At 38.7% G+C, this 21,436-nt stretch carries 19 protein-coding genes; 13 read left to right on the top strand and 6 right to left on the bottom strand.

Annotated elements, in window-relative coordinates:
• The first annotated feature begins 11 nt into the window (after positions 1–11).
• The gene (gene rplS, locus ACJJVX_RS11405; RefSeq protein WP_007581406.1) at positions 12–371 is read left to right on the top strand and encodes a 50S ribosomal protein L19; all 360 of its coding nucleotides are present in this window, start codon (positions 12–14) and stop codon (positions 369–371) included.
• A gap of 634 nt (positions 372–1,005) precedes the next feature.
• Positions 1,006–2,139: a bifunctional chorismate mutase/prephenate dehydrogenase gene (gene tyrA / locus ACJJVX_RS11410; RefSeq protein ID WP_405631524.1), complete on the top strand. Its 1,134-nt coding sequence runs from the start codon at positions 1,006–1,008 to the stop codon at positions 2,137–2,139.
• Positions 2,140–2,404: 265 nt separating this feature from the next.
• Here tyrA and ACJJVX_RS11415 read toward each other — a convergent pair whose 3' ends face one another.
• Positions 2,405–2,812: a phosphate ABC transporter substrate-binding protein gene (locus ACJJVX_RS11415; protein WP_054205162.1), complete on the bottom strand. Its 408-nt coding sequence runs from the start codon at positions 2,810–2,812 to the stop codon at positions 2,405–2,407.
• 10 nt (positions 2,813–2,822) lie between these two features.
• The gene (locus tag ACJJVX_RS11420) at positions 2,823–3,968 is read right to left on the bottom strand and encodes a porin (RefSeq protein ID WP_054453325.1); all 1,146 of its coding nucleotides are present in this window, start codon (positions 3,966–3,968) and stop codon (positions 2,823–2,825) included.
• A 363-nt stretch (positions 3,969–4,331) separates the two neighbouring features.
• Here ACJJVX_RS11420 and ACJJVX_RS11425 point away from each other — a divergent pair, with 363 nt between their 5' ends.
• From ACJJVX_RS11425 to ACJJVX_RS11445, 5 genes are all read left to right on the top strand, one after another.
• Positions 4,332–6,554 carry a TonB-dependent receptor gene (locus tag ACJJVX_RS11425; RefSeq protein WP_054205164.1) on the top strand — a complete coding sequence of 741 codons (2,223 nt, stop codon included), beginning with the start codon at positions 4,332–4,334 and terminating at the stop codon, positions 6,552–6,554.
• 155 nt (positions 6,555–6,709) lie between these two features.
• Positions 6,710–8,503, top strand: coding sequence for a flavin monoamine oxidase family protein (locus ACJJVX_RS11430; RefSeq protein ID WP_405631528.1), 1,794 nt, complete (start codon positions 6,710–6,712; stop codon positions 8,501–8,503).
• A complete protein-coding gene (locus ACJJVX_RS11435) occupies positions 8,490–10,259 on the top strand; it encodes a thiamine pyrophosphate-binding protein (protein ID WP_054205166.1) in 1,770 nt (589 codons plus the stop codon). Before ACJJVX_RS11430 ends, ACJJVX_RS11435 begins: the two co-directional genes overlap by 14 nt.
• The gene (locus ACJJVX_RS11440; protein ID WP_235575713.1) at positions 10,256–11,959 is read left to right on the top strand and encodes an FAD-dependent oxidoreductase; all 1,704 of its coding nucleotides are present in this window, start codon (positions 10,256–10,258) and stop codon (positions 11,957–11,959) included. The genes ACJJVX_RS11435 and ACJJVX_RS11440 overlap by 4 nt, the downstream gene beginning before the upstream one ends.
• Positions 11,960–12,582: 623 nt before the next feature.
• Complete coding sequence (locus ACJJVX_RS11445) at positions 12,583–13,254, top strand: hypothetical protein (protein WP_169328395.1); 672 nt, start codon at positions 12,583–12,585, stop codon at positions 13,252–13,254.
• A gap of 67 nt (positions 13,255–13,321) precedes the next feature.
• Here ACJJVX_RS11445 and ACJJVX_RS11450 read toward each other — a convergent pair whose 3' ends face one another.
• Entirely contained in the window at positions 13,322–13,708 is a 387-nt protein-coding gene (locus tag ACJJVX_RS11450) for a hypothetical protein (protein ID WP_405631531.1), read from the bottom strand.
• Between the two features lie 99 nt (positions 13,709–13,807).
• Between ACJJVX_RS11450 and ACJJVX_RS11455 the strand changes: the two genes are divergently transcribed.
• The gene (locus ACJJVX_RS11455) at positions 13,808–14,353 is read left to right on the top strand and encodes a GNAT family N-acetyltransferase; N-acetyltransferase (protein WP_405631532.1); all 546 of its coding nucleotides are present in this window, start codon (positions 13,808–13,810) and stop codon (positions 14,351–14,353) included.
• Positions 14,354–14,427: 74 nt separating this feature from the next.
• On the top strand, positions 14,428–16,098 hold the full coding sequence (gene ggt / locus ACJJVX_RS11460) for a gamma-glutamyltransferase (RefSeq protein ID WP_405631535.1): 1,671 nt from the start codon (positions 14,428–14,430) through the stop codon (positions 16,096–16,098).
• Between the two features lie 24 nt (positions 16,099–16,122).
• Here the strand turns inward: ggt and ACJJVX_RS11465 are convergent, their stop codons facing one another.
• On the bottom strand, positions 16,123–16,284 hold the full coding sequence (locus ACJJVX_RS11465) for a phage integrase N-terminal SAM-like domain-containing protein (RefSeq protein ID WP_167349696.1): 162 nt from the start codon (positions 16,282–16,284) through the stop codon (positions 16,123–16,125).
• Between the two features lie 77 nt (positions 16,285–16,361).
• Entirely contained in the window at positions 16,362–16,502 is a 141-nt protein-coding gene (locus ACJJVX_RS11470; protein ID WP_405631537.1) for a hypothetical protein, read from the bottom strand.
• Positions 16,503–16,786: 284 nt separating this feature from the next.
• On the opposite strand from ACJJVX_RS11470, the gene ACJJVX_RS11475 reads away from it, so the two are divergent.
• From ACJJVX_RS11475 to ACJJVX_RS11490, 4 genes are all read left to right on the top strand, one after another.
• Positions 16,787–17,116 (top strand): hypothetical protein, encoded by a 330-nt coding sequence (locus ACJJVX_RS11475; RefSeq protein WP_054456076.1) that lies wholly within the window; start codon positions 16,787–16,789, stop codon positions 17,114–17,116.
• 274 nt (positions 17,117–17,390) lie between these two features.
• Entirely contained in the window at positions 17,391–17,891 is a 501-nt protein-coding gene (locus ACJJVX_RS11480; RefSeq protein ID WP_054205174.1) for a GNAT family N-acetyltransferase, read from the top strand.
• A gap of 831 nt (positions 17,892–18,722) precedes the next feature.
• Positions 18,723–19,106 carry a hypothetical protein gene (locus tag ACJJVX_RS11485; protein WP_054205175.1) on the top strand — a complete coding sequence of 128 codons (384 nt, stop codon included), beginning with the start codon at positions 18,723–18,725 and terminating at the stop codon, positions 19,104–19,106.
• A 434-nt stretch (positions 19,107–19,540) separates the two neighbouring features.
• The gene (locus tag ACJJVX_RS11490; protein ID WP_054205175.1) at positions 19,541–19,924 is read left to right on the top strand and encodes a hypothetical protein; all 384 of its coding nucleotides are present in this window, start codon (positions 19,541–19,543) and stop codon (positions 19,922–19,924) included.
• A gap of 1,145 nt (positions 19,925–21,069) precedes the next feature.
• Here ACJJVX_RS11490 and ACJJVX_RS11495 read toward each other — a convergent pair.
• Positions 21,070–21,399: a stress response translation initiation inhibitor YciH gene (locus tag ACJJVX_RS11495; RefSeq protein WP_405631540.1), complete on the bottom strand. Its 330-nt coding sequence runs from the start codon at positions 21,397–21,399 to the stop codon at positions 21,070–21,072.
• Positions 21,400–21,436 lie beyond the last annotated feature (37 nt).

Here is a 21,436-nt window from a genome sequence, read left to right on the forward strand (position 1 = left end):
TGAGAAACATAATGGCAAAAGTAAACCAAAATATTATTAAAGCGCTTGAAGATGAGCAGCTTAAAACAGACGTACCTGCATTTGGCCCTGGTGATACAGTGGTTGTACAGGTAAAAGTAAAAGAAGGTGCTAAAGAGCGTCTACAGGCCTTTGAAGGTGTTGTAATCGCTAAGCGTAATCGTGGTCTTCACTCAGCATTCACAGTTCGTAAAATCTCGAACGGTGAAGGTGTTGAGCGTGTATTCCAAACGCACAGCCCTCTTATCGATAGCGTAACAGTTAAGCGTCGCGGTGCAGTTCGCCGTGCGAAACTTTACTATCTACGTGAGCGTTCTGGTAAATCTGCACGTATTAGAGAAAAGCTTAACTAATACGCGCTGTTTATCAACGCAAAAAAACGGGTTGCAGCCTTCGGGTTGCAACCCGTTTTGGTTTTTTAGTGACAAAGAATAAGTTAGATATTATACCAATCGGCTTAAATATTTAACCATTCTAGCGGACTAAATAAAGCGCTAACTGCGTTAGTAATTTTTCATGTACGACTGCATGGATGCATGGATGCATGGATGCAGGAGCTAGAGCAATGCAGGAGCAATTGCCGAGAACAACACCATGTCAAAATTTCTGCCTTGTTATCACTGTACTTATCTTTCGCTATAAATGGTCATTAACTTAACACGATTGGTATTAGAGATCAGGCACTACCATTCTCATATCAGTCCAAAAATGTTTAATTATTTTATCGGTTGGGTAATGTAGAATTACTGATAATCCGCCAAATAAAGTTATAAGCCCTAAGGTGAACGCCTAAAGTCGATTAGCAAGCGGTGACGATAACTCCGGACAGCTTATAAATTACAACTCATAGCTCCCAACTCAAATCACATTCTTTTCTTTATTTAACCTTTTAACAGTTAACCGATCCTGTTAGTATTTATTGTATTGATTAGTTTACTTTTATGTAAATATAAATATACAAAATTACATTTTTGAGGTGTATAGAGCGTGGCGAATATTAAAGATTTAGACCAGTTAAGAATAGGTATTGATGAGTGCGATACACAGCTGGTTGCATTGCTTGCTCGGCGTAATAGTATTACCCAAAAAATTGGTGAAATTAAGCAGCAAACAGGTGCCCCTTTACATGCACCAGAGCGTGAAGCCTCTTTGTTAGCGGCCAGACGCCAAGAAGCAATAAAGCAAGGCGTTAATCCTGAGCTTGTTGAAGATATTCTTAGGCGTATGATGCGAGAAGCTTATCAGAACCAACAAGCTAAATTGGCATGTAGTGCCCCGCAGCTATCACCTATTGTTATTGTTGGTGGTCAAGGTGCAATGGGGCAGCTTTTTGCTCAGCAATTTATTCGCTCTGGTTATGAAGTCAGGATCCTTGATAAAGATCAGCAAACGAATGCACAAGAAATTTTAAAAGGCGCAAAACTGGTGATGATCAGTGTGCCTATAAACGCCTTAGAAACGATAGTTAGAGCATTACCACCACTTGATAATGATTGTTTATTGGTTGATATAACATCGGTTAAGCAAGCACCACTAAGTGTGTTAAAAGAGGTACATAGCGGGCCTGTAGTGGGTTTACATCCCATGTTTGGTCCTGATATTTCTCACTGGGTTAAGCAAACGGTGGTGGTCTGTGAAGGGCGTGAGCATCAAGTTGCGCAAGGATTATTATCTCAGCTGCAAGTGTGGGGCTGTCAGTTAGTTGAACTTGATGCTAAAAAACACGATGAAGCTATGCAAATTATTCAAGTTATGCGCCATTTAACCACCTTTGTTTACGGCCAGTTCTTAGCTAAGCAAGGCCATACACTTGAAGAATTGCGAAGTTGCTCGTCACCAATATACCAATTAGAGTTAATGATGGTAGGGCGCTTATTTGCACAATCACCAGAGCTTTATTCCGATATAATGTTGGCACAATTTGATAATGTAGCGCCATTACTTACACAGTATCAAGAGACATTTGCGAGTACGTTAAAAAAGCTCAAAGCGGGTGATAAAGTTGGGCTAATAGATTCATTTGCTGAAGCAAAAGAATATTTTTCAGATTCAACCGCGCACTTTTTAACCCAAAGTCGCAGTTTGCTCAATAAAGCTAATGACGCAAAAGTACTTGATTAATAAAACGTTTAAAAAATACCAGTCAGTTAAACTGACTGGTATTATACCCAAGCCACCTCAAGAAGCAGCAACGATGAGAGTAAGTCTCTGTGAAACGCCCAACGGGTTGGTTTTAAAGCGATTTAGACTGCGTTACTTTTATAAGGAATTGATTTTAATAGTAGAACCACTATTACTTGCAGTCAATGCCTTGCCTAAATCGCTTTTAATTCCAACTAAAACTCGCATCTTGAGGTGGTTTGGGTATTTTACATACGCTTATATTTTAAAATGTAGCAATTACTTTTACAGCATCGCTTACTTTCGCGCTGTCAATATAACCAATAGAATCGGCGTTACTTACTACAAAATCAATAACTGCTTGATCGGAATCTAGTTTCTCTGGCGGTGTGCCTTTACCAGTAAAAACAAGCTTAGACCAATAAGCATTTAGCTGACTACTTGATTTGCCAACAACCTTGTTATTAAACTCATCAACAACACTGTTACCGTTTTGATTTACGGGGTTAACCTTTACACCATCGGCAAATGATTTGCTTTTACCTAGGTAGATTTTTTTTATCTCATTTTTGTCTAATGAATTGCTATTACTTGGGTTTACTATAACTGCAACATCAGCAAATGCTACAAAAGAGCAGGTTGAAATTAGGCTCGCTAAAATTAGCTTTTTCATTTTTATCCCCTTAAAAAACTAAATCTACAGCAACGGCTATAACGTCCGTTTCAGTATCTGTAATGTCATTTTTAAAACGGCTAAAATCTACTTTTAGCGCCGCTGATGGGTGGAAATCATAACGAGTGCCTATCGTGTAAACAGTGCTTTGTGCTTTAGTGCCCAAAAGTGCTTGGTTGATAGCGCCATTAAGAGCAGGGATTTGAGTTATTTTATCAAAATCAGCGGCGTCATGTTTATCGTCATTGTTCTCGTAGGTGAAATGCACAATAATTTCATCCATACGATAACCAACAGAAGCATAATATTGCGACTGTTTTGCTAATATACTGTTTTCAACTTCAAGTTGAGTATATTCAGCGTCAAATAGTATGTCGTTATAATCAATTGAAAAACCAACACCGATAAATGTTCCATCATCTTCAGAAATCGCAATATCATTTGCTTGTGTTACTAACCCGTTATCACGCAGTGTTTTCTCAAGGCCATTTAGAGCTTGGCCTGTAGGCTCTTGATCACTTAGGCCAATAGATGTTTCAGCAACAAGGTATGCTGCACGGGCACTGAACCAATCATATGATAAAGTCCAGTTAATGCCTGCTATATCATTTAGCTCAGCTTTATCGTTATAAGTAACAACTCCAATATTACCATCAAAGCTGCCATAAATAATTTGTAGAGTTGAGTCCCAGTCACCTAGCTGTGATGTGTGCAGCAGGCTAAGGCCTTCGTATGTTGAAAATGGAATATTGTAAACAGATTGAGGTGGTCTTACCCAGCGATATGCATAGCCAACATCTATAAAGTCAGAATAACGATAAAAAGGCACACGCATTTTACCTGCACTGAGTTGCAGCTCATCGGTAAATTCGTAAGTTAAGTAGGCCCATTCAAATTCCGCATTGAAGTCGTTTTCACCACGGGCAACAATTTGTGCTGTTGCGCTCAATTTATCTTGTAAGTCAGCAGATAACTGTAATGCAAAGACACTCTCATTTTTGAATGAAATATCATTGTCATATTCATACAAGGTTGAATCGTTATCTAATGTTTTTCCGCCAACTATTGATGCAAAACCGTTTATGCGAACTTCAGCGTTTGCATAACTTGTTACGCACGCGCAGCAGATAGCGACAGCTAAGGATAGCTTTTTCATATGTGTGTCCTAGGTGTTTAGTATGTTGATTTCGACTACATTATAGAATGAAAGGGGTAAATTATCGAATGTTATGTTTTATTTTATCTTATGTATGTTGTTTTTGTTCTTGTAATGGGTAAATAATCTGTAATTTGTTTTTTTTAGGTTTTATAAATCCTATTTGCGAATGGTTTATTATCATAATTAATGAAATGTTTAACTAAAGTAATAAAAGTGACGACTTACATTAAATTTATACACAAATTCACAATACTGTCATATAATATCCTTCCAGAGGAAAGATGCTTATTTAAGCATCTTTTTTTGTGCCTGATATTTAAAACAGCGCAAACACACACACGGTATCCTTTGGAGAGAATTTTGAAATTACGTAACCTTTCACAGTTAAGCTTAGCAATAATTGCCACTTTTGCGACTACAACTTATGCTCAAGATGAAAAAACCACTGCAAAGCAGGATGCTTTTGAGAAAATCGAAATAACAGCACGTAAGCGCACCGAAAGTATTTTTGAATCCCCAACAGCGGTGACTTCAATCGGTGAAGATCTTATCGATAAAGCCAATATGAGTAATCTTGAAGACATAGGTAAATATGTACCTAACCTAAATATTACTCGTTATGGTGTGGGTAATGCAGCCCATGCATCTGTTTTTATTCGTGGCATAGGCTTACAAGATCACATCATCACCACAGATCCTGGTGTTGGTGTATACCTAGATGGCGTTTACTTAGGGCGTCAAATGGGTTCTAACTTGTCATTACCAAACGTTGAGCGTGTGGAAGTGTTACGTGGCCCTCAAGGGACTTTATATGGGCGTAATACATTAGGTGGCGCAGTAAATATCATTACAAAACAGCCCGGTGATGAAGGTATTTTAACAACGACAGCAAAAGTGGGCTCTCGTGGGCGCATCGCTGGCGATGTGTATTTTAATAATGCATTGACTGATGAGCTGAGTATGTCTGCCAGTGCATCTTACAAAAAACGTGATGGTGTAGGTAGAGCAATCAATTTAGCCAATCCTGAAAAAGAAATTGGCGAAGAACAAGAAACGAGCGGGCGCGTTGCACTAAAATGGCAAGCAAATAGTGATTTTTCAATGGTTTTCTCATTGGATGCTGTTGATAATGAATCGGGCCAATCACCTTACACAATCGAATTAACACAACCATTAGATGCAAGCGACCCTTTTAATGGCGACTTCCCACTATTAACAGCTGACATGCTACCTGCAAATCCAGATGATTTAGCATCAACGGTAGCAGGTATTGAATCAACGTCATATTCAGGTTGGGGTACATCGTTGAGTGCTGATTGGGCGATTAACGATATTTACTCGGCTAAGTTTATTTCAAGTTATCGTACGTCAGAATATGATGGCGGTTTGGATGATGATGCAACGGCGCTTAATTTATCAGAATTTCCAGAAGAGGGTGGCGCGGATCAATACTCGTTTGAAATTCAATTAAACGGTACATTTGCGGACATGGACTTTGTATCTGGCCTTTACTATTTCAACGAAGATGGCTTTACACGTTCAGGTCCTTTTGTATTTAGTCCTTGGAATACTCCGAATGGTTTATTAAATGATGGCGTATCAGCATCATTTGGAGACTACGGCTTCTTTGACGTAAACCAAGAAACCAACTCATATGCAGCGTATATAAATGCAAGCTATGACTTAACTGATGATTTAAGCATTGGTGGTGGTCTTCGTTATTCAAAAGATAAAAAAGCAGCGAATGCGGTATTCCCAAGTTTTTCTGAGCGTAAATACGTAACCGCTGATTTTGATGCAGTAACATGGGATGTAAACGCATCTTACCAACTTAGCAACAACATGAACGTATACGGTCAAATTCAAAAAGGTTATCAAACAGGGGGCTTTCCGCCTCGTCCATTTGGTGGGCCTGATCAATTCGTACCGTTTGATGAAACTAAAGCAATTAACTACGAGCTGGGTTTAAAAGGGCAGGTACATGAAAATGTATCTATGATGCTTGCTGTGTTTGTAACTGATTACACAGACTTGGCATTACCATTTTCTGATCCAACGGCTGGTGGTGGGTTTGTAACAATTGTTGAAAATGCAGGTGCTTCAAAAGCACAAGGTATTGAGCTTGAAACAACTATCGCAATTACAGATGATTTCACTATTCGCAGCGCCGTTGGTTATTTAGATTCTGAAATTACAGAGGTTGATGCTGGCGTACAAGGTATTGGTATCGGAGATTCACCGGCATTAACACCACGTTGGACTGTAATGGTTGCGCCATCTTACTTTGTTGACTTAAGTAACGGCGGCACAATTGCACTTAATGCTAACTATTCATACCGTAGTGATATGCAAGGTCAGTCAGTGTTTAACCAAAGTGAGCAAATTGATTCGCGTGAGTTAGTCGGTTTTAATATTTCTTACCTTAATGCTTATGGCGATATGGAAGTGACATTATACGGCGAAAATGTGCTAAACGAAGTTTACGATGTAGGTCGTCTGCAACAATCGGGTTTTGTAGGCGTGATGCGCAGTAATGACCGCAGTGAATTTGGTATTAAGTTTAAGAAAGATTTTGAGCTTTAATTACTAAAAAAATCTGGTTTAAACATTAAAAGGTAAGCTTAGGCTTACCTTTTTTTGTGAATTTATAGTCACGGTTCATTTTGTAATAGCGTGTAATAGAACTCGTAATTATTTTTGACTAGCCTTAGCTTAATTTAGTTAAGGAATAAACAATTATGAAGAACGAACTTGATATAGCAATTGTTGGTGGTGGCGTGTCTGGTGTTTACAGTGCGTGGAGGCTACAACAGCATGAAGGCAAAGCAAAACGTATAGCACTATTTGAATACAGTGACCGCATAGGGGGACGTTTATACAGTAAAACACTGCCCGGGTTACCGAATGTAGTTGCTGAGTTAGGGGGAATGCGTTTTATTCCTTCAGATCATGTCATGGTTAATGCATTAGTTAATAATCTGAACCTGAAAACGCAAGATTTCCCAATGGGTTCTTCTTTACCCATGTATCCTAATTCAAAAGATCCCGCTTTGAAAGATGTAAAAGCGGGCAGTGAAAATAATCTTTTTTATCTGCGCGGTCAATATTTTCGTTACCGAGATTTTGCGCAGTGCCCTGATAAAATACCTTATAACTTAAACGGATCTGAACGCGGCTTTGGCCCTGAGGATTTGCAAGTTAAGGTGATGAACTTAATTTGTCCTGGTTTTGCTGACATGAGTCTGTGTGAGCAAATGAAAGTGAAAGTATTTGGCAAAGAGATTTGGAAGTATGGTTTTTGGAATCTACTTGAGCGAGTACTAAGTAACGAAGCCTATTTATTTATGAAAGAGGCTGGCGGGTACGATGCTAATGTTGCTAATGCAAGTGCGGTTACTCAGCTTCCCGCAACAGAATACAGTGATGACACTGAGTTTCTCACTCTTACTGATGGATTCCAGGCACTGCCATTAACACTGTGCGCGCAGTTTAAAGCGTTACCAAGCTGTTTAGCCGAAGATGACAAAGTGAAAATGAATAAACGGTTAGTGAAAATTAACTATTTGGATGATCCTGATTATCGATATGAATTAATATTTCAATCAACGTGCACAGATCAATATGGCAAAACAGTTGATGACTTAACCGTCACTGATCAGGAAATTGTAAAAACGAAACGGTTAATTTTGGCAATGCCAAGACGTTCATTGGAGCTTATTGAGTCTGAATTTTTTGCTGATCCATGGTTAAAAGAAAATATCCCCTCAGTACTTATACAAAAAGCGCTAAAAATGTTTATGGCTTACGAGCAGCCTTGGTGGCGAAGTTTAGGTCTAGTTGCAGGTCGTTCAGTGACCGACTTACCAATTAGGCAAACATATTATATGGGAACAGAGTGCGACCAAGCAGGCGGTTTACCAAATACAAATTCGTTATTGATGGCGTCATATAATGATATTGGCTCTATCCCCTATTGGAAAGGCTTAGAGTCTGGTGAGTTATATTCTGGTTACACACCAAGCTATGGATGTGAAGGTTATACCCCACAAGAAATAGTCCCTAAAAGCCAATGCCAAATAACCACTGGCATGGTGGAAGCTGCACACAGACAAATAGAAGCGCTTCATGAGCAAAAAGAATTAGCGATGCCGTATTCGGCCATTTACCAAGATTGGGGAGACGCCCCTTATGGCGGGGGTTGGCATGAGTGGAAAGCAAATTATCGTTTAGATGAAATTATGTGTCGTATGCGCCACCCTGTTGATAAAGAAAACATATATATTATTGGTGAGGCGTACTCATACGAACAAGGCTGGGTTGAAGGTGCATTAAATACAGCAGAATCAACACTCGAGGAGTTTTTTGATTTACCCACACCATGCTGGTTAGATCAAAAGCATAATTATCTACCTGTTAATTGCAATAAGACCTGCAAAGATCAAAGTGAAAAAGTGCAGCCTAATGCAAGCAGTAATACACTTAATGAAGTAACGAAATTTGCGTACGAAGGAATTAACCATGAGTACCAATAATTTTACAGTTGCTGACTATTTATTAACGCGCTTAAAAGAGCAAAGTCTAGAAAAAATATTTCAAGTACCGGGTGACTATGTACAGGAGTTTATGAGCGCACTTGATAAGTTTGATGGTATTGATGCGGTTGGTGACATAACGGAGCTAGGTGCAGGTTATGCGGCCGAAGGTTATGCTCGTTACAGAGGAATTGGCGCAGTATCGGTGCAATATGGAGTCGGTACATTAAGTGTTATAAACGCAATTGCAGGCGCCTATGTAGAAAGAAATCCTGTGGTGGTGATCACGGCTAGCCCATCAATTGATGATCGAAAAATTATCGCAGATACAGGCGCATTATTTCATCACTCAACGGGTAATTATAATTCAAACCAAGTCATATTTGAAAGTGTGACCGTGGCAAGTGAAATACTGTCAGATCCTGAGATGGCTCCAACTATTATAGATGCAGCATTAGCGTGTGCAATAAAAGAAAAAAGGCCAATTTACTTAGAAGCTTGGCAAAATGTCTGGGGGGCAGAATGCAAAGCACCCATGCAACCGCTGGTTATTACCGATTCACCAGCTAACCTAGGTATGCAAAAAACATTACTACAACAGACCATACAAAAGCTAGAAAGTGCAAAACAGCCAATAATTATGCTGGGGATAGAGATCGCAAGGTTAGGCTTACAAGACAAGGTAGAGTCACTTTTACATTTACTTAATATACCTTATACCACAAGCACATTGGCTAAATCGGTGATCAGCGAGCGAAGCGAAATTAGCCATAAATTATTTGTAGGCACCTATGCAGGCGAAGCCTCATTACCTGAAACGTTCGATTATGTGTCGCAATGCGATGCAGTTTTAGCGCTTGGGGTCATTTTTACTGATGACTACATCACGATGCTGACAAATCAAGGCTCTGATCTAATAAGAGTCAATATGGATGGTGCGCTTGTTGGTAACAGTGATCACTTTATTCATACCAGCCTAGCAGTATTCATTAATGAATTGATTGCGCATTTTTTGTGTTCATCAGCAGGCTTTAACGTGACGTTTTCAAAGCCCGACAATTTTGGCTTCAATGCACTGCCGCTCACTAAGCATAGCGATTTGTGCAGCCAAATTAGTTACGAAAGCTTCTTTACTTTTTATCAACAAGAGTTAAATGAATCGAGTCCCTTAAAAAGATATAACCTTATTTTAGGTGAAAGCTCATCACTTTATATGGCTGCAAGATTGATTGGCATAGAAAAAAATCACTTCGTCAGTGATGCCGCATGGGGATCTCTGGGACATGAAACAGGGTGCTCTTTAGGTGTATCACTTGCAAATGATAACCGTAGTATTGTAATTGCAGGGGATGGCGGGTTTATGATGATGTGCCAGACACTTTCAACGCTGAGGCGTAATCACTGTAATACCGCTGTATTTGTAATGAGTAACGAGGTTTATGCTATTGAGCAATCATTTGTAGATATTTGCGCATTTACACCTGAAGGAAAATTTGCTCCTTTTGATGAATTACCTTCTTGGGATTACGAAGCGTTAGCTCAGGCTTACGGTGTTAAATATTTAAATGTCAATTCAGTGGCAAATCTACAAGATGCATTTAATATTTTATATGAAAATACATCAGCGCCTTACCTCATTAAAGTTGATATTGCACGTGATGATTTAGCGCCAGCAATTCAAACGCTTGCAGAGTCAGTAACCGGTCAAAAACGTGACGAGTGTTTATGTCACAAGGATAATAAAGGGAATATATGATGAATAACCAAAATACAGTTCATGAAGTTTCGCAACAGCCGCACGAACAGCTAAAAAGCGCCCAGAGCCTGATGGCAACTTATTGGAATAATACGCTAAGGTTGGTTCAAGCACTTAAGTCTTTGGATTTTAAAGATGATCAGCTGCTAACTCAAGCATCCCCATCAGTGTCTGAAACTCCAGGGTTAACAGGGTATCAAGCGCAAACCCTTATATTTAATACTCGTTTACGATTCAATCCTGCTGTTATTATAATGTGTGAATCAACAAAAAATGTAGCACAGGCATATAAGCAAGCTATTAGCTTGAACTTACCGATCCGCGTTCGTTCTGGTGGACACGACCATGAAGGGGAGTGTACGGGCACCGATGTGATTTTATTAGATTTGAGCCGATTAACAGATTTTAACGTTGATAAAGTTAACGGCGACTATATTGCTAGTATAGGCTCAGGTTATCGTTTTTTTCAGGTGGTGCCAAAGCTAGCTGATAATAACCCGCCATTGACAATACCTCATGGTACATGCGCAACAGTCGGTTTAGCTGGTTTTATTCAAGGCGGAGGCTGGGGACCATGGACACGTAGCAAAGGGATGTGCTGTGAGTCGCTGGTGGGGGCTACTGTTGTATTAGGTAACGGTGATATTGTTGAAGTAAACGAAAAATCCCATCAAGCTTTATTATGGGCATTACGTGGTGGCGGCGCCCTAAGTTACGGTATAGTGACCAACTTTAAAGTAAAAGCATTTGAGATCCCAGAAGAGATCCATCGTTTTGTAATAAACTGGAATACTAATGACGAGCATGCGCAACTCTTGCCCACGTTTGAGCTTTTATCGCAATGGGAAGACGTTATAAATAACGCAAGTACCGATATGCTGGTCGGCACTAATTTAAAAATTAATGCAGTTGCTGCTGAGCACGCGACAAGTGAAGTTAGAAAGTTATGCCACCCGAGCTCTATGTACGGCTATTGGCAGGGAAGTTGGCAGGCACTAGAAGAATTTGTAACAAACAACTTTAGCAATAGTACACCAGTACACCAAGGTACAGATACAAAAGCTAACTATAACAGTGCATTAATGAGTAATTGGTCACGAAACTCCCTTTACGATGTACTAAAGAATAAAATGCACGTAGGTAATTTAACGAATACCGATGGCATGCCATTCACTCCTGACTTTGATGCACCTGCACCACATAAATTAACATCTAAAGTTGTGAAAATTAGTGGTCTAAAAAAAGAAGGGAAAGATCAGTTAATTCAGAGTTTAACGTCAGATTTAATTAATGCGAAGAGTAGTGATTTAGGCCTGTTTAGTTACGTTACGCTCGGTGCTATAGCAGGTCCTTTCTATGATGAAATAAGCGAAGAAGAGCCAAACGCCCGCGTTGCATTCCCTTATTCAAAATCTCAGTACACTATTCAATATCAAACATGGTGGAATGAGTCGGTTGAGTTAAAAGAAAAAGGCCAAAATAATGAGGTCTACAATTATATCAATAGAGCAATGGACTGGATTGAAGTAAGCCGAGAGACACAAATTAATGGAACTGAGGGCGCGTTTATTAGCTTTAAAGACAGTGCAATCCCAACAAAAACGTACTTCCTTGGTAGTTATCAGCAACTTATTGATGTAAAAGAAGCATATTCAAAAGACTCTTTTAATCACCTAAGGTCACGTAAAACGATTATTTAATTTGGTCGAACCAAGTTTTATTTAAGCACTAAAAGCGCTGGTTAGCTAAAATGTCATTTTTGTTTTATTACAAAGCAAAAGTGGCATTTTTAACATCACATATCCCCAAACAATTGACGACCATAATATTGAAATTTTACTTTCGTTTATCCATAGAATCGCCATGTTAAGTATCTAGGGCGTGTTGACCTTTCGTGATTGATTTTGCAGCAGTCTATTTGGTATTTAGGCAAGGCAGCGCCTATGGTGTGTGGTTGCTCCCCATAAATAGGCGATAACGCAGTATAAATGCCAAACATGCGCTGCCCAAAGGGTTCTTCCTAAGGGTGATTAACTCTTTGTTACCTGCATAGAGGGTAACAAAGAGGTGTGAGCAGGACGCGGAAGCTTTGCTCGATTTTTACTTATTCTCACATGGATGTGAGCCAGTAGAATAACGCAGGAGCAGTTATCGAGCCCACTCGATTACAAACCTCGCGCCTCGATTAAATCGCCCCTAGATTGAACAAATTTCAATCCACAAAGGTCAACACACCCTAGCTTTCGTATGCTTATTTTATATTTACAGGCATTGTATTGAGAGAATATAGTGACGATATAAAAAAATAAGGATCAGCATTAAAATGGAACATACGTTTTATTTACTCACGCGACAACAACAGCACGCTTTTCAATTAAAATTAGCGGGGTTATTTATTGTAGGTAACCTCGTTTTAGCAGGGTTGTTTTTTATGCTCTCAGTTTTATTTTTATCAATATTTGCTGTTTCAATCAGTCTTTCTGTATTTGCACCATTTATTGACATACCCAGCGGAATTAAAGCGGGTAGCCTTAAATATTATTCACCCTTGTTGATTGGTGAAAAAGTAAAAAATGCACGTTTGGTGCTACATGGCGGAAGTTTATTTGATTACTATTTTGTACTTAATTCAAAAGATAGCGCGCAGCAGCGCACTAAACAGGTATTTTCAGGCTACATTGAAGGGCTATTAACGCTGATAAGCGAGTATGAAAACCATCAGCCAACACACATTACTTTAAAAGCATCGAGTTATATTATTAATCCGCGAACAGCTAATAAACTCGGTTTACGCCAAGTTGAAACAGATCCGCTGCAACGTTTTATATTGTATTTTAATTTTATAAATTTAAGTTGTGCAATGTCGTTGATCAAAGGCAAATTCACTCTTGTTAATATGAAAAAAGTGTATACGTTTGAAGGGGATCTTGATGTGTTGATCACTAAAAAACAGTATTTAGTTAAGTTACAACAACGGATCAATACGGCTGAATAAACGTACATGCCATAAATACAGTACGGGCTAGGTGAATAAACACATAGCCCACAGGGAAAATATGTTATTAGTTGTTTTTCTCTTGCTCGCGTTTTTCACGTGCTTCACGTGCTTCACGTGCTTCACGTAATTCAGCTGCGAGTTCTTGCGCTTTTTGCTTGGTTTTCTCAGTGAGTTCACCAGCGGCTTCTTTACTCTCTAACCATGCATCAAGAGCGACTTCTTTACCGTCATCATACATATCTAGGCCTAGCTTTTTACTCTCACTAAGTAGCTCATCAAGCGATTCACCTTTAAATTCGTTAGTGGTTTCTTTTACATCATTCCATGCATCGGTGAGCGCTTCTTGAACGTCGGCTTTTGCTTCAGAGGCATCTTTTTTTACTTCGTTAGCATCTTCACAACCAGTTAATGCTACACAACCTAATAAAACTAAACTTGCTAATTTGTTCATATTTGTTCTCTAATAAAAGGATTGAAGCCTAAGAGTTTTTATCTTAGGTACGGTCATTATTAATGACAACGCAATAACAAGCAATATACAGGTAGAAAAATGAATATACCCCAAACAGCACGACTTAATTTTAAATTAATGGGCGAAAGAGATGCTCAGCTACTATTTGATTTAGACAGCGATCCAGATGTAATGCGCCACCTCACGCGTGGTAAAGTAAGCTCAATGCAAATGATTAAAGAGGTATTTATCCCTCGCTTGCAAGCCTACACTAATCCAGATAAAGGCTGGGGCTTATGGCAAGTAAATATTACTGACACTAATACATTTATAGGCTGGGTGTTGATACGTCCTATGGGATTTTTTACAGATGCGTCAAATTTTAGTGATATAGAAATTGGTTGGCGATTTAAGCAACTAAGCTGGGGAAAAGGATACGCAAGCGAAGCGGCTAAAGCAGTGGCAGAAGTCATAGAAAAACAAGCCGGTGTCACCGCATTGAGTGCAACAGCCCTAAAAGACAATATTGGTTCAATTAAAGTAATGCAAAAACTAGGAATGCAGTTTATTAAGCAATACATTCATACTGACGAAAATGGTGATTTACCAGCGGTACTCTATCGCAAAAGTATTGAGATTGAGTAATAGTAGTTTGACCGTATCACGCACAGAGTGTATTAATAAAATAATTAAAAAATAAATACAATAAGGAATTAATTATGTTTTTAGGTGCTAGGCATTTACTGCTATTGAGTGTAGTAGTTATTCAATTACAAATGAGCGTGTTAGCAAATAATACCAAGGTGGCTCAAGCGGCCGTTGCAATGCCAGATAGTTATAGCAGTGATACGGCACGTGTTATTTTAGAGCTTGGCGGAAATGCTGTAGATGCAGCAATTGCAGCGCAGTTTGTGTTAGCCGTTACTTTACCTGAGGCTGGGAATATCGGCGGCGGTGGCTTTATGTTGATCCAAAAAGACGGCAAAGGAGACTTTATTGATTACCGCGAAACAGCACCCAGCGCAGCTCACCGAGATATGTACTTAGATAAGCAAGGTAACGTCATTACTAATAAGTCAGTATACGGGATCCATGCCAGCGGCGTTCCCGGAAGTGTTGCAGGCATGTGGTTAGCGCATCAAAAACACGGCACACTCAATTGGGACGTATTAATTGAGCCAGCAGTTAAGCTAGCCGAACATGGATTTATAGTGCATCCAAAGCTTGCTAGTAGCATAGAGCGTTATATTGCACGGATGGCTAAAAAAGAGGTATCTATTAACTTTGCTGATTATTTCTCCAGTGCTAAGGCGAATAAAAACTTCAAACAACCAGAACTAGCAGCCACATTAAAGCGTATTCGTGATAAAGGCCAAGCAGGGTTTTATGAAGGTGAAACAGCAAAAATTATTGCTAACTTTATGTCTGAGCACGGTGGCATTATTACACAAGCAGATTTAAAAGCGTATCAAGCTAAATCAAGAGTCCCTATGAAATCAGCGTGGAATGGTTATGAAGTACTTACTTCGCCACCACCCAGCTCTGGTGGCATCGCTATTTTACAATGGCTTAAAATGTATGAGTTAACAAAACCTGCGAAAGGGCTGGAGCATAATTCAGTAGGGTATATTCATTTATTAGCCGAAATAGGCAAACGCGTGTTTGCTGATAGGGCAGAGTATTTAGGCGATCCCGACTTTTTTGATGTACCAAAAGCGGCGTTAATTGCCAGTGATTACCTTAAAAAGCGTAGCAGTACGATAACGCTAGATAAAATATCAACGACTGAAAACATTAAACCCGGTTTATATGAAAGCGAACAAACCACACACTTTTCAATTGTTGATAAGTGGGGCAATGCAGTATCGAATACCACCACGATTAATTTAGGATACGGCAGTGGCGTAGTGGTTGCAGGTGCAGGCTTTTTACTTAACGACGAAATGGACGACTTTAGTGCAAAACCAGGGGTAATGAATGTATTTGGCGCGCTCGGCGGCAAAGCCAATGAAATACAGCCCCATAAGCGTATGCTCAGCTCAATGACGCCAACCATCTTACTCAAAGACAATAAAGTAAAAATGGTCACTGGCTCACCGGGTGGCACCACGATTATTAGCTCAGTGTATGAATCTATTTTAAATGCGGTGGAATTCAATATGAGTGCAGAACAAGTGGTAAACAGCCCGCGTTTTCATCATCAACTTTGGCCTAAAAACGTGATCCGTCATCACCCAGGTTTAGATACAGAGGTTATTAAAGCACTTGAAAAAATGGGCTATACACTCAATGAACGCCGTTTTGGAGATATGCACGTGATTATTGAACGCAATGGCAAACTTGACGCAGGCTCTGAAGCATCAGGGCGCGGAAAAGCGGTGGTGTTTTGAGGTAGCAGCGGTAAGCGGTAAGTTTTAAGGTTGCTCGGTTTCAGTATCTTCCATGGAGCTTGAATGTTGCATATTATTAAAACGGATATAGGCAGCTATCCAAAACAGATAAGCTTCAATAGTGCTCTTAGCATACCGCTTGCTATACATATGATCTTTAATCATGCTTAGAAAAAGAGATTTCATAAATAATATTCAACTTCCAAATTGCACTGTATGTATAGGGCTATGTTGTAGTTGAGTGTGGGTATTAAAAATTCATATCATAATGCCTCTTTTATCCATGTTTGATCTGAATACTCAGTGTTATCTTCCATAAACCTAAACCAGCTTAAATAATTCTCAAGAGCGTAATTTAAGTTGGTAATGTGATGTAGTATATTTTGAAACTGCTTGGAAGCCATGTTGCACCTACCGTTATTAGGTTTCAGTATATTAAATATAGTTCACCAACACTGAAATACAACATAGCCATAAATATACAGTCTAGTTGTTTTGCTCCCATATTCAAGAAAAAGAGCGTCGAGCGTATTTTCTTTTTCTGATTATATTTAGTACCAAGAAATAATTATAGCTAGCAATGGGTTAAGTTATTTGTTAAAAAAGACTTATTAGATACATGAGCGTGACTTCGGCAGAAATATGCGCGACGCGCGCACTATAAAATTGTTAGGCACTCGGAGAAACTTTGAAGAAGTTTTTACTTATCTTAGGGTTTTTAATATTAATTCCTGTAGCAGCATTGTTGATAATTGCTGTGCCGCAGCTATTAAATAAAGATCCGGATGCTACATATGAGTTGCGTGGAAGATACAGAACGTCTGATGATGGTAGTACTTATCTAGTTATTGAAGACCAAGGGACTGATAAGTGTTTCGTTAATAGTAAGCCTTGGCCTCATAATTCCTCACAAAAAGGAAAAATATCACATGGCGATGTGCATATTGAGTGCGGTATGTACATGTCTATTACAGTACCTAAAGGCACTATATATTATTTTAATTATTGGGGGCCTTGAGTGCCTAACAACTCAATTAACTCACTCACTTCGTTCGCTGGGACGCATACACGCGGGGCGGCTTCGCCATTATACCCCACGCGCCTGCGCCCGTTATTGAAAAGTTGTGGCTGTAGAATTACTCTTTTTTAAGAAAAACAGCCTGTTTTATGGGTTCCAAATGCATTATCTAATGCTTTAAAAACGCTTAGAGTTAATTACAGGAGCTCGTTTTTTAATTGAATTTGGCTGTTAGAGTTATTCTACAGCCTCGTTATGCGTATAGAGAGTTTCAATGCAACTTGAGCTGTTATCTAAAGATCATTTGGAGAAATTATTAGCTTTCGAGCTAGAAAATAGATCATGGTTTGAATCATTAATTGAGCCTCGAGGACATGATTTTTATTCGGCTAAAGGTGTCGGAAACCACATTGATGCAGAACTTAATAAGGTAAATTCTGGTACAGCGTTTTGTGGTTTACTTATTAAAAATAATGAAATTGTCGCAAGAGCCAATTTAAGAGATATTAGCACTAATAAAGCTGTTGTCGGTTATAGGGTTTCAAAACGTTTTTTATCTCAAGGCTATGCAAGCTTTTGTCTGGCTTCACTAATTGATATTGCAAAAAGAAAATTTTGCATTCGTTCCTTAGAAGCTAAAGTATTAGAAAACAACCCAGCTTCAAAGCATGTATTGTTAAAACAAGGCTTTGAGCCTATTGGTAATGTCCCTAACTTTATTGTATTAAATAATAAGCAGTTAGCTTGTACAGAGTTTAGGTTAAAATACGCATAATCGGGTAGCCGGAGGTCTCTAACCTCCAGCCCCCACACCACCAATCATGCGCTTTTTATTAACAGGAGGTGCAATGGGCGGTTCATCTCCCGTAATGAATATTGATCCAAACATCTCTCAATGACACTAAACCTTGTGACGCTAAGTAATCATTGCCTAATGCAATGTTAATTCCTTTTGTTTTTGAGCTTCTACAAGGGCCTTTACTGGTAATACCACAGGCTATGGCGAGTCGCTGAGTTATTGTCAAATCTGGTGTATGAAGCCACCTTGATGCTCTGCTTGATCTTGTATTATTCTTTCTCCGTCTTTAAATTTTACGCCTGTTATCACATCCGCTAGCAACTTAAAGCCCCGCAGACGGTACCACTTTTTCTCCGCTGATTGAGCGAGCTTAAAAGAAATAAAGATGACACCCATCCTAAAGTTTGTATTTTCTATATTTCGCACTAACTTTTAATTAGTGCAAAAAACAAACAGAATATCATATGGCTATCGCAAGAAAACGTCAAATAAGTTTGCTTGATATAAAGTATTATCATTGTATTTCTCGCTTTGGCTACCAATACTGGCGTTAATATACATACTACAAAGTTCAACAGTCCCAAATAGGGTAAACTCTTATCACCTCAAATAAACCACTCACACACCTGCAATCCCTTCCAAAACGCCCATTAAAACAACACCAAATCCTTTTTTAAATTTATGTAAAATTGAAGTAACCGATTGAACCAAAATAGGAACTCAGCTATGGTTGAAGCATCAATAAAAATAAATTAAAAAACGAGTTATTCTACAGCCTCGTTATGTGTGCTAGAGGTTTAAATTGAAATGCATTCAGATTTAGAGGAATTGGCTGGATCTTTGAGAGTCATTGTATCTAATGAAATTAATGTTGAAGCTCAAGAGAATATGATGGCTTTTGCAATAAACGCATTAGGTAATACCGAAGGATCAATCATTGCTTTTTTACGTGATAGTAAGGATGTTTATACAAACGCAAAGCCTAATGTGAGAATGACTTTTTATTGTTGGTTAGACGAACTCGCGGGGCAAATAAGAATGAGCGCTGTGTCGCAGTCACACGAGCAGCTTCCTTTTCGATGTGGTATAAATAGTCTAGCTTTAATTCCTTTTTCCAACTCACTAGCTGTTGGGATTAGCGGTGTCTACTCTAGTGAGGAGAAACTAAATGTTTGGCAATCGCAAATATAATAAATAACAAAGATGACATCCATCCTAAATTTTGTATTTTCCATATTTTTTACTTGCTTTAAATTAGTGCAAAAAACAAACAGAATGTCATATGGCTATCGCAAGAAAACGTCAAATAAGTTTGCTTGATATAAAGTATTATCATTGTATTTCTCGCTTTGGCTACCAATACTGGCGTTAATATACATACTACAAAGTTCAACAGTCCCAAATAGGGTAAACTCTTATCACCTCAAATAAACCACTCACACACCTGCAATCCCTTCCAAAACGCCCATTAAAACAACACCAAATCCTTTTTTAAATTTATGTAAAATTGAAGTAACCGATTGAACCAAAATAGGAACTCAGCTATGGTTGAAGCATCAATAAAAATAAATTAAAAAACGAGTTATTCTACAGCCTCGTTATGTGTGCTAGAGGTTTAAATTGAAATGCATTCAGATTTAGAGGAATTGGCTGGATCTTTGAGAGTCATTGTATCTAATGAAATTAATGTTGAAGCTCAAGAGAATATGATGGCTTTTGCAATAAACGCATTAGGTAATACCGAAGGATCAATCATTGCTTTTTTACGTGATAGTAAGGATGTTTATACAAACGCAAAGCCTAATGTGAGAATGACTTTTTATTGTTGGTTAGACGAACTCGCGGGGCAAATAAGAATGAGCGCTGTGTCGCAGTCACACGAGCAGCTTCCTTTTCGATGTGGTATAAATAGTCTAGCTTTAATTCCTTTTTCCAACTCACTAGCTGTTGGGATTAGCGGTGTCTACTCTAGTGAGGAGAAACTAAATGTTTGGCAATCGCAAATATAATAAATAACAAAGATGACATCCATCCTAAATTTTGTATTTTCCATATTTTTTACTTGCTTTAAATTAGTGCAAAAAACAAACAGAATGTCATATGGCTATCGCAAGAAAACGTCAAATAAGTTTGCTTGATATAAAGTATTATCATTGTATTTCTCGCTTTGGCTACCAATACTGGCGTTAATATACATACTACAAAGTTCAACAGTCCCAAATAGAGTAAACTCTTATCACCTCAAATAAACCACTCACACACCTGCAATCCCTTCCAAAACGCCCATTAAAACAACACTAAATCCTTTTTTTATATTTATGTAAAATCGAAGTAACCGATTGAACCAAAATAGGAACTCAGCTATGGTTGAAGCATCAATAAAAATAAATTAAAAAACGAGTTATTCTACAGCCTCGTTATACGTATAGGGAGGTTTGGTGAGTTATCTAGTTTTAGGTGTTTTTCTTTTTGTTCATTTCTATATTTCTTTTTTAGTATGTAAATATTATGCAAAGTCATATGAGCAACAACTTAATACTGTATCTAAATTAGTAATTACCTTATTTACAGGGCCACTTACTTTTGCGCTTGTGTTGATAGCTATTTATATAACTCCATTAAGGAATACTGAAGCAGGTCTAATGGATGGTGGACTCTTCTTAATATTTATATTATTTACACCGCTGTTTCCTATTGTCAGTTACATGCTTGTAAAATTAGCTCAAAAGTTTACGGTTTGTGTAAAATACGCATCTAACAACACGCCCTGAGGTGGACAGCAAACGGTAAAGCTCACTTTCCACCGCAAATCTTAACAGCGGTGATCCCTTACTTTTCAATGCAGTTAAGTAAGTTGATTCATCGTAGGGCGTATGTGTTTTCCAGCACCTAAATAGGATTCGTATCCACTTAAATGACAATGATCTGATGATGGTATTATGAGGTTTTTCTTTGGTTTCTTGCTGCCGATAATATGCTTTAGCTCAAAATGAATAACGCACAGATAACCCTGCCCATTCCACAAATGTTTGCCTTAAAAATTTAGTGCACGAGTATCGCCAATGTATTCATTCTTTCTTGCCACTGCGTTGGGTAACAGGGGGAATCGCTGCGTATTTTTGTATATCAGCAGCGCATTTATAAACCCAGCGGCTCATCCCCCGACAATTTTTACTTTAAATTTAAGTGCCTCTAGGATGGCTTTAAGTTTGTCGCGGTCGTCGCCTTGTACTTCTATGATGCCGTCTTTTACTGCGCCGCCTTGGCCCATTTTGCTTTTAATGGTTTTAGCGAGTTTTTTTAAGTCGTGTTGTTCGCTATCAATGCCGGTGACCAACATAACGCCTTTGCCCTTACGGCCTTTTGTTTGGCGTTCGATGCGCAGGGCGCCATCTTTAAAGGTTTTGCTCTCAATTTCTTTAGTTGGTTTTGGTTGGCTGATGCGCCCGGTTTCGGTTGAATAAACGAGATTACTATCACTCATGCTTAGCCTGCGGTGAAAAAAGTTAAATAACAATAAC

Source organism: Pseudoalteromonas sp. Ld20, assembly GCF_045064175.1.
In the GTDB taxonomy this organism is placed as follows: Bacteria; Pseudomonadota; Gammaproteobacteria; order Enterobacterales; family Alteromonadaceae; genus Pseudoalteromonas; species Pseudoalteromonas neustonica.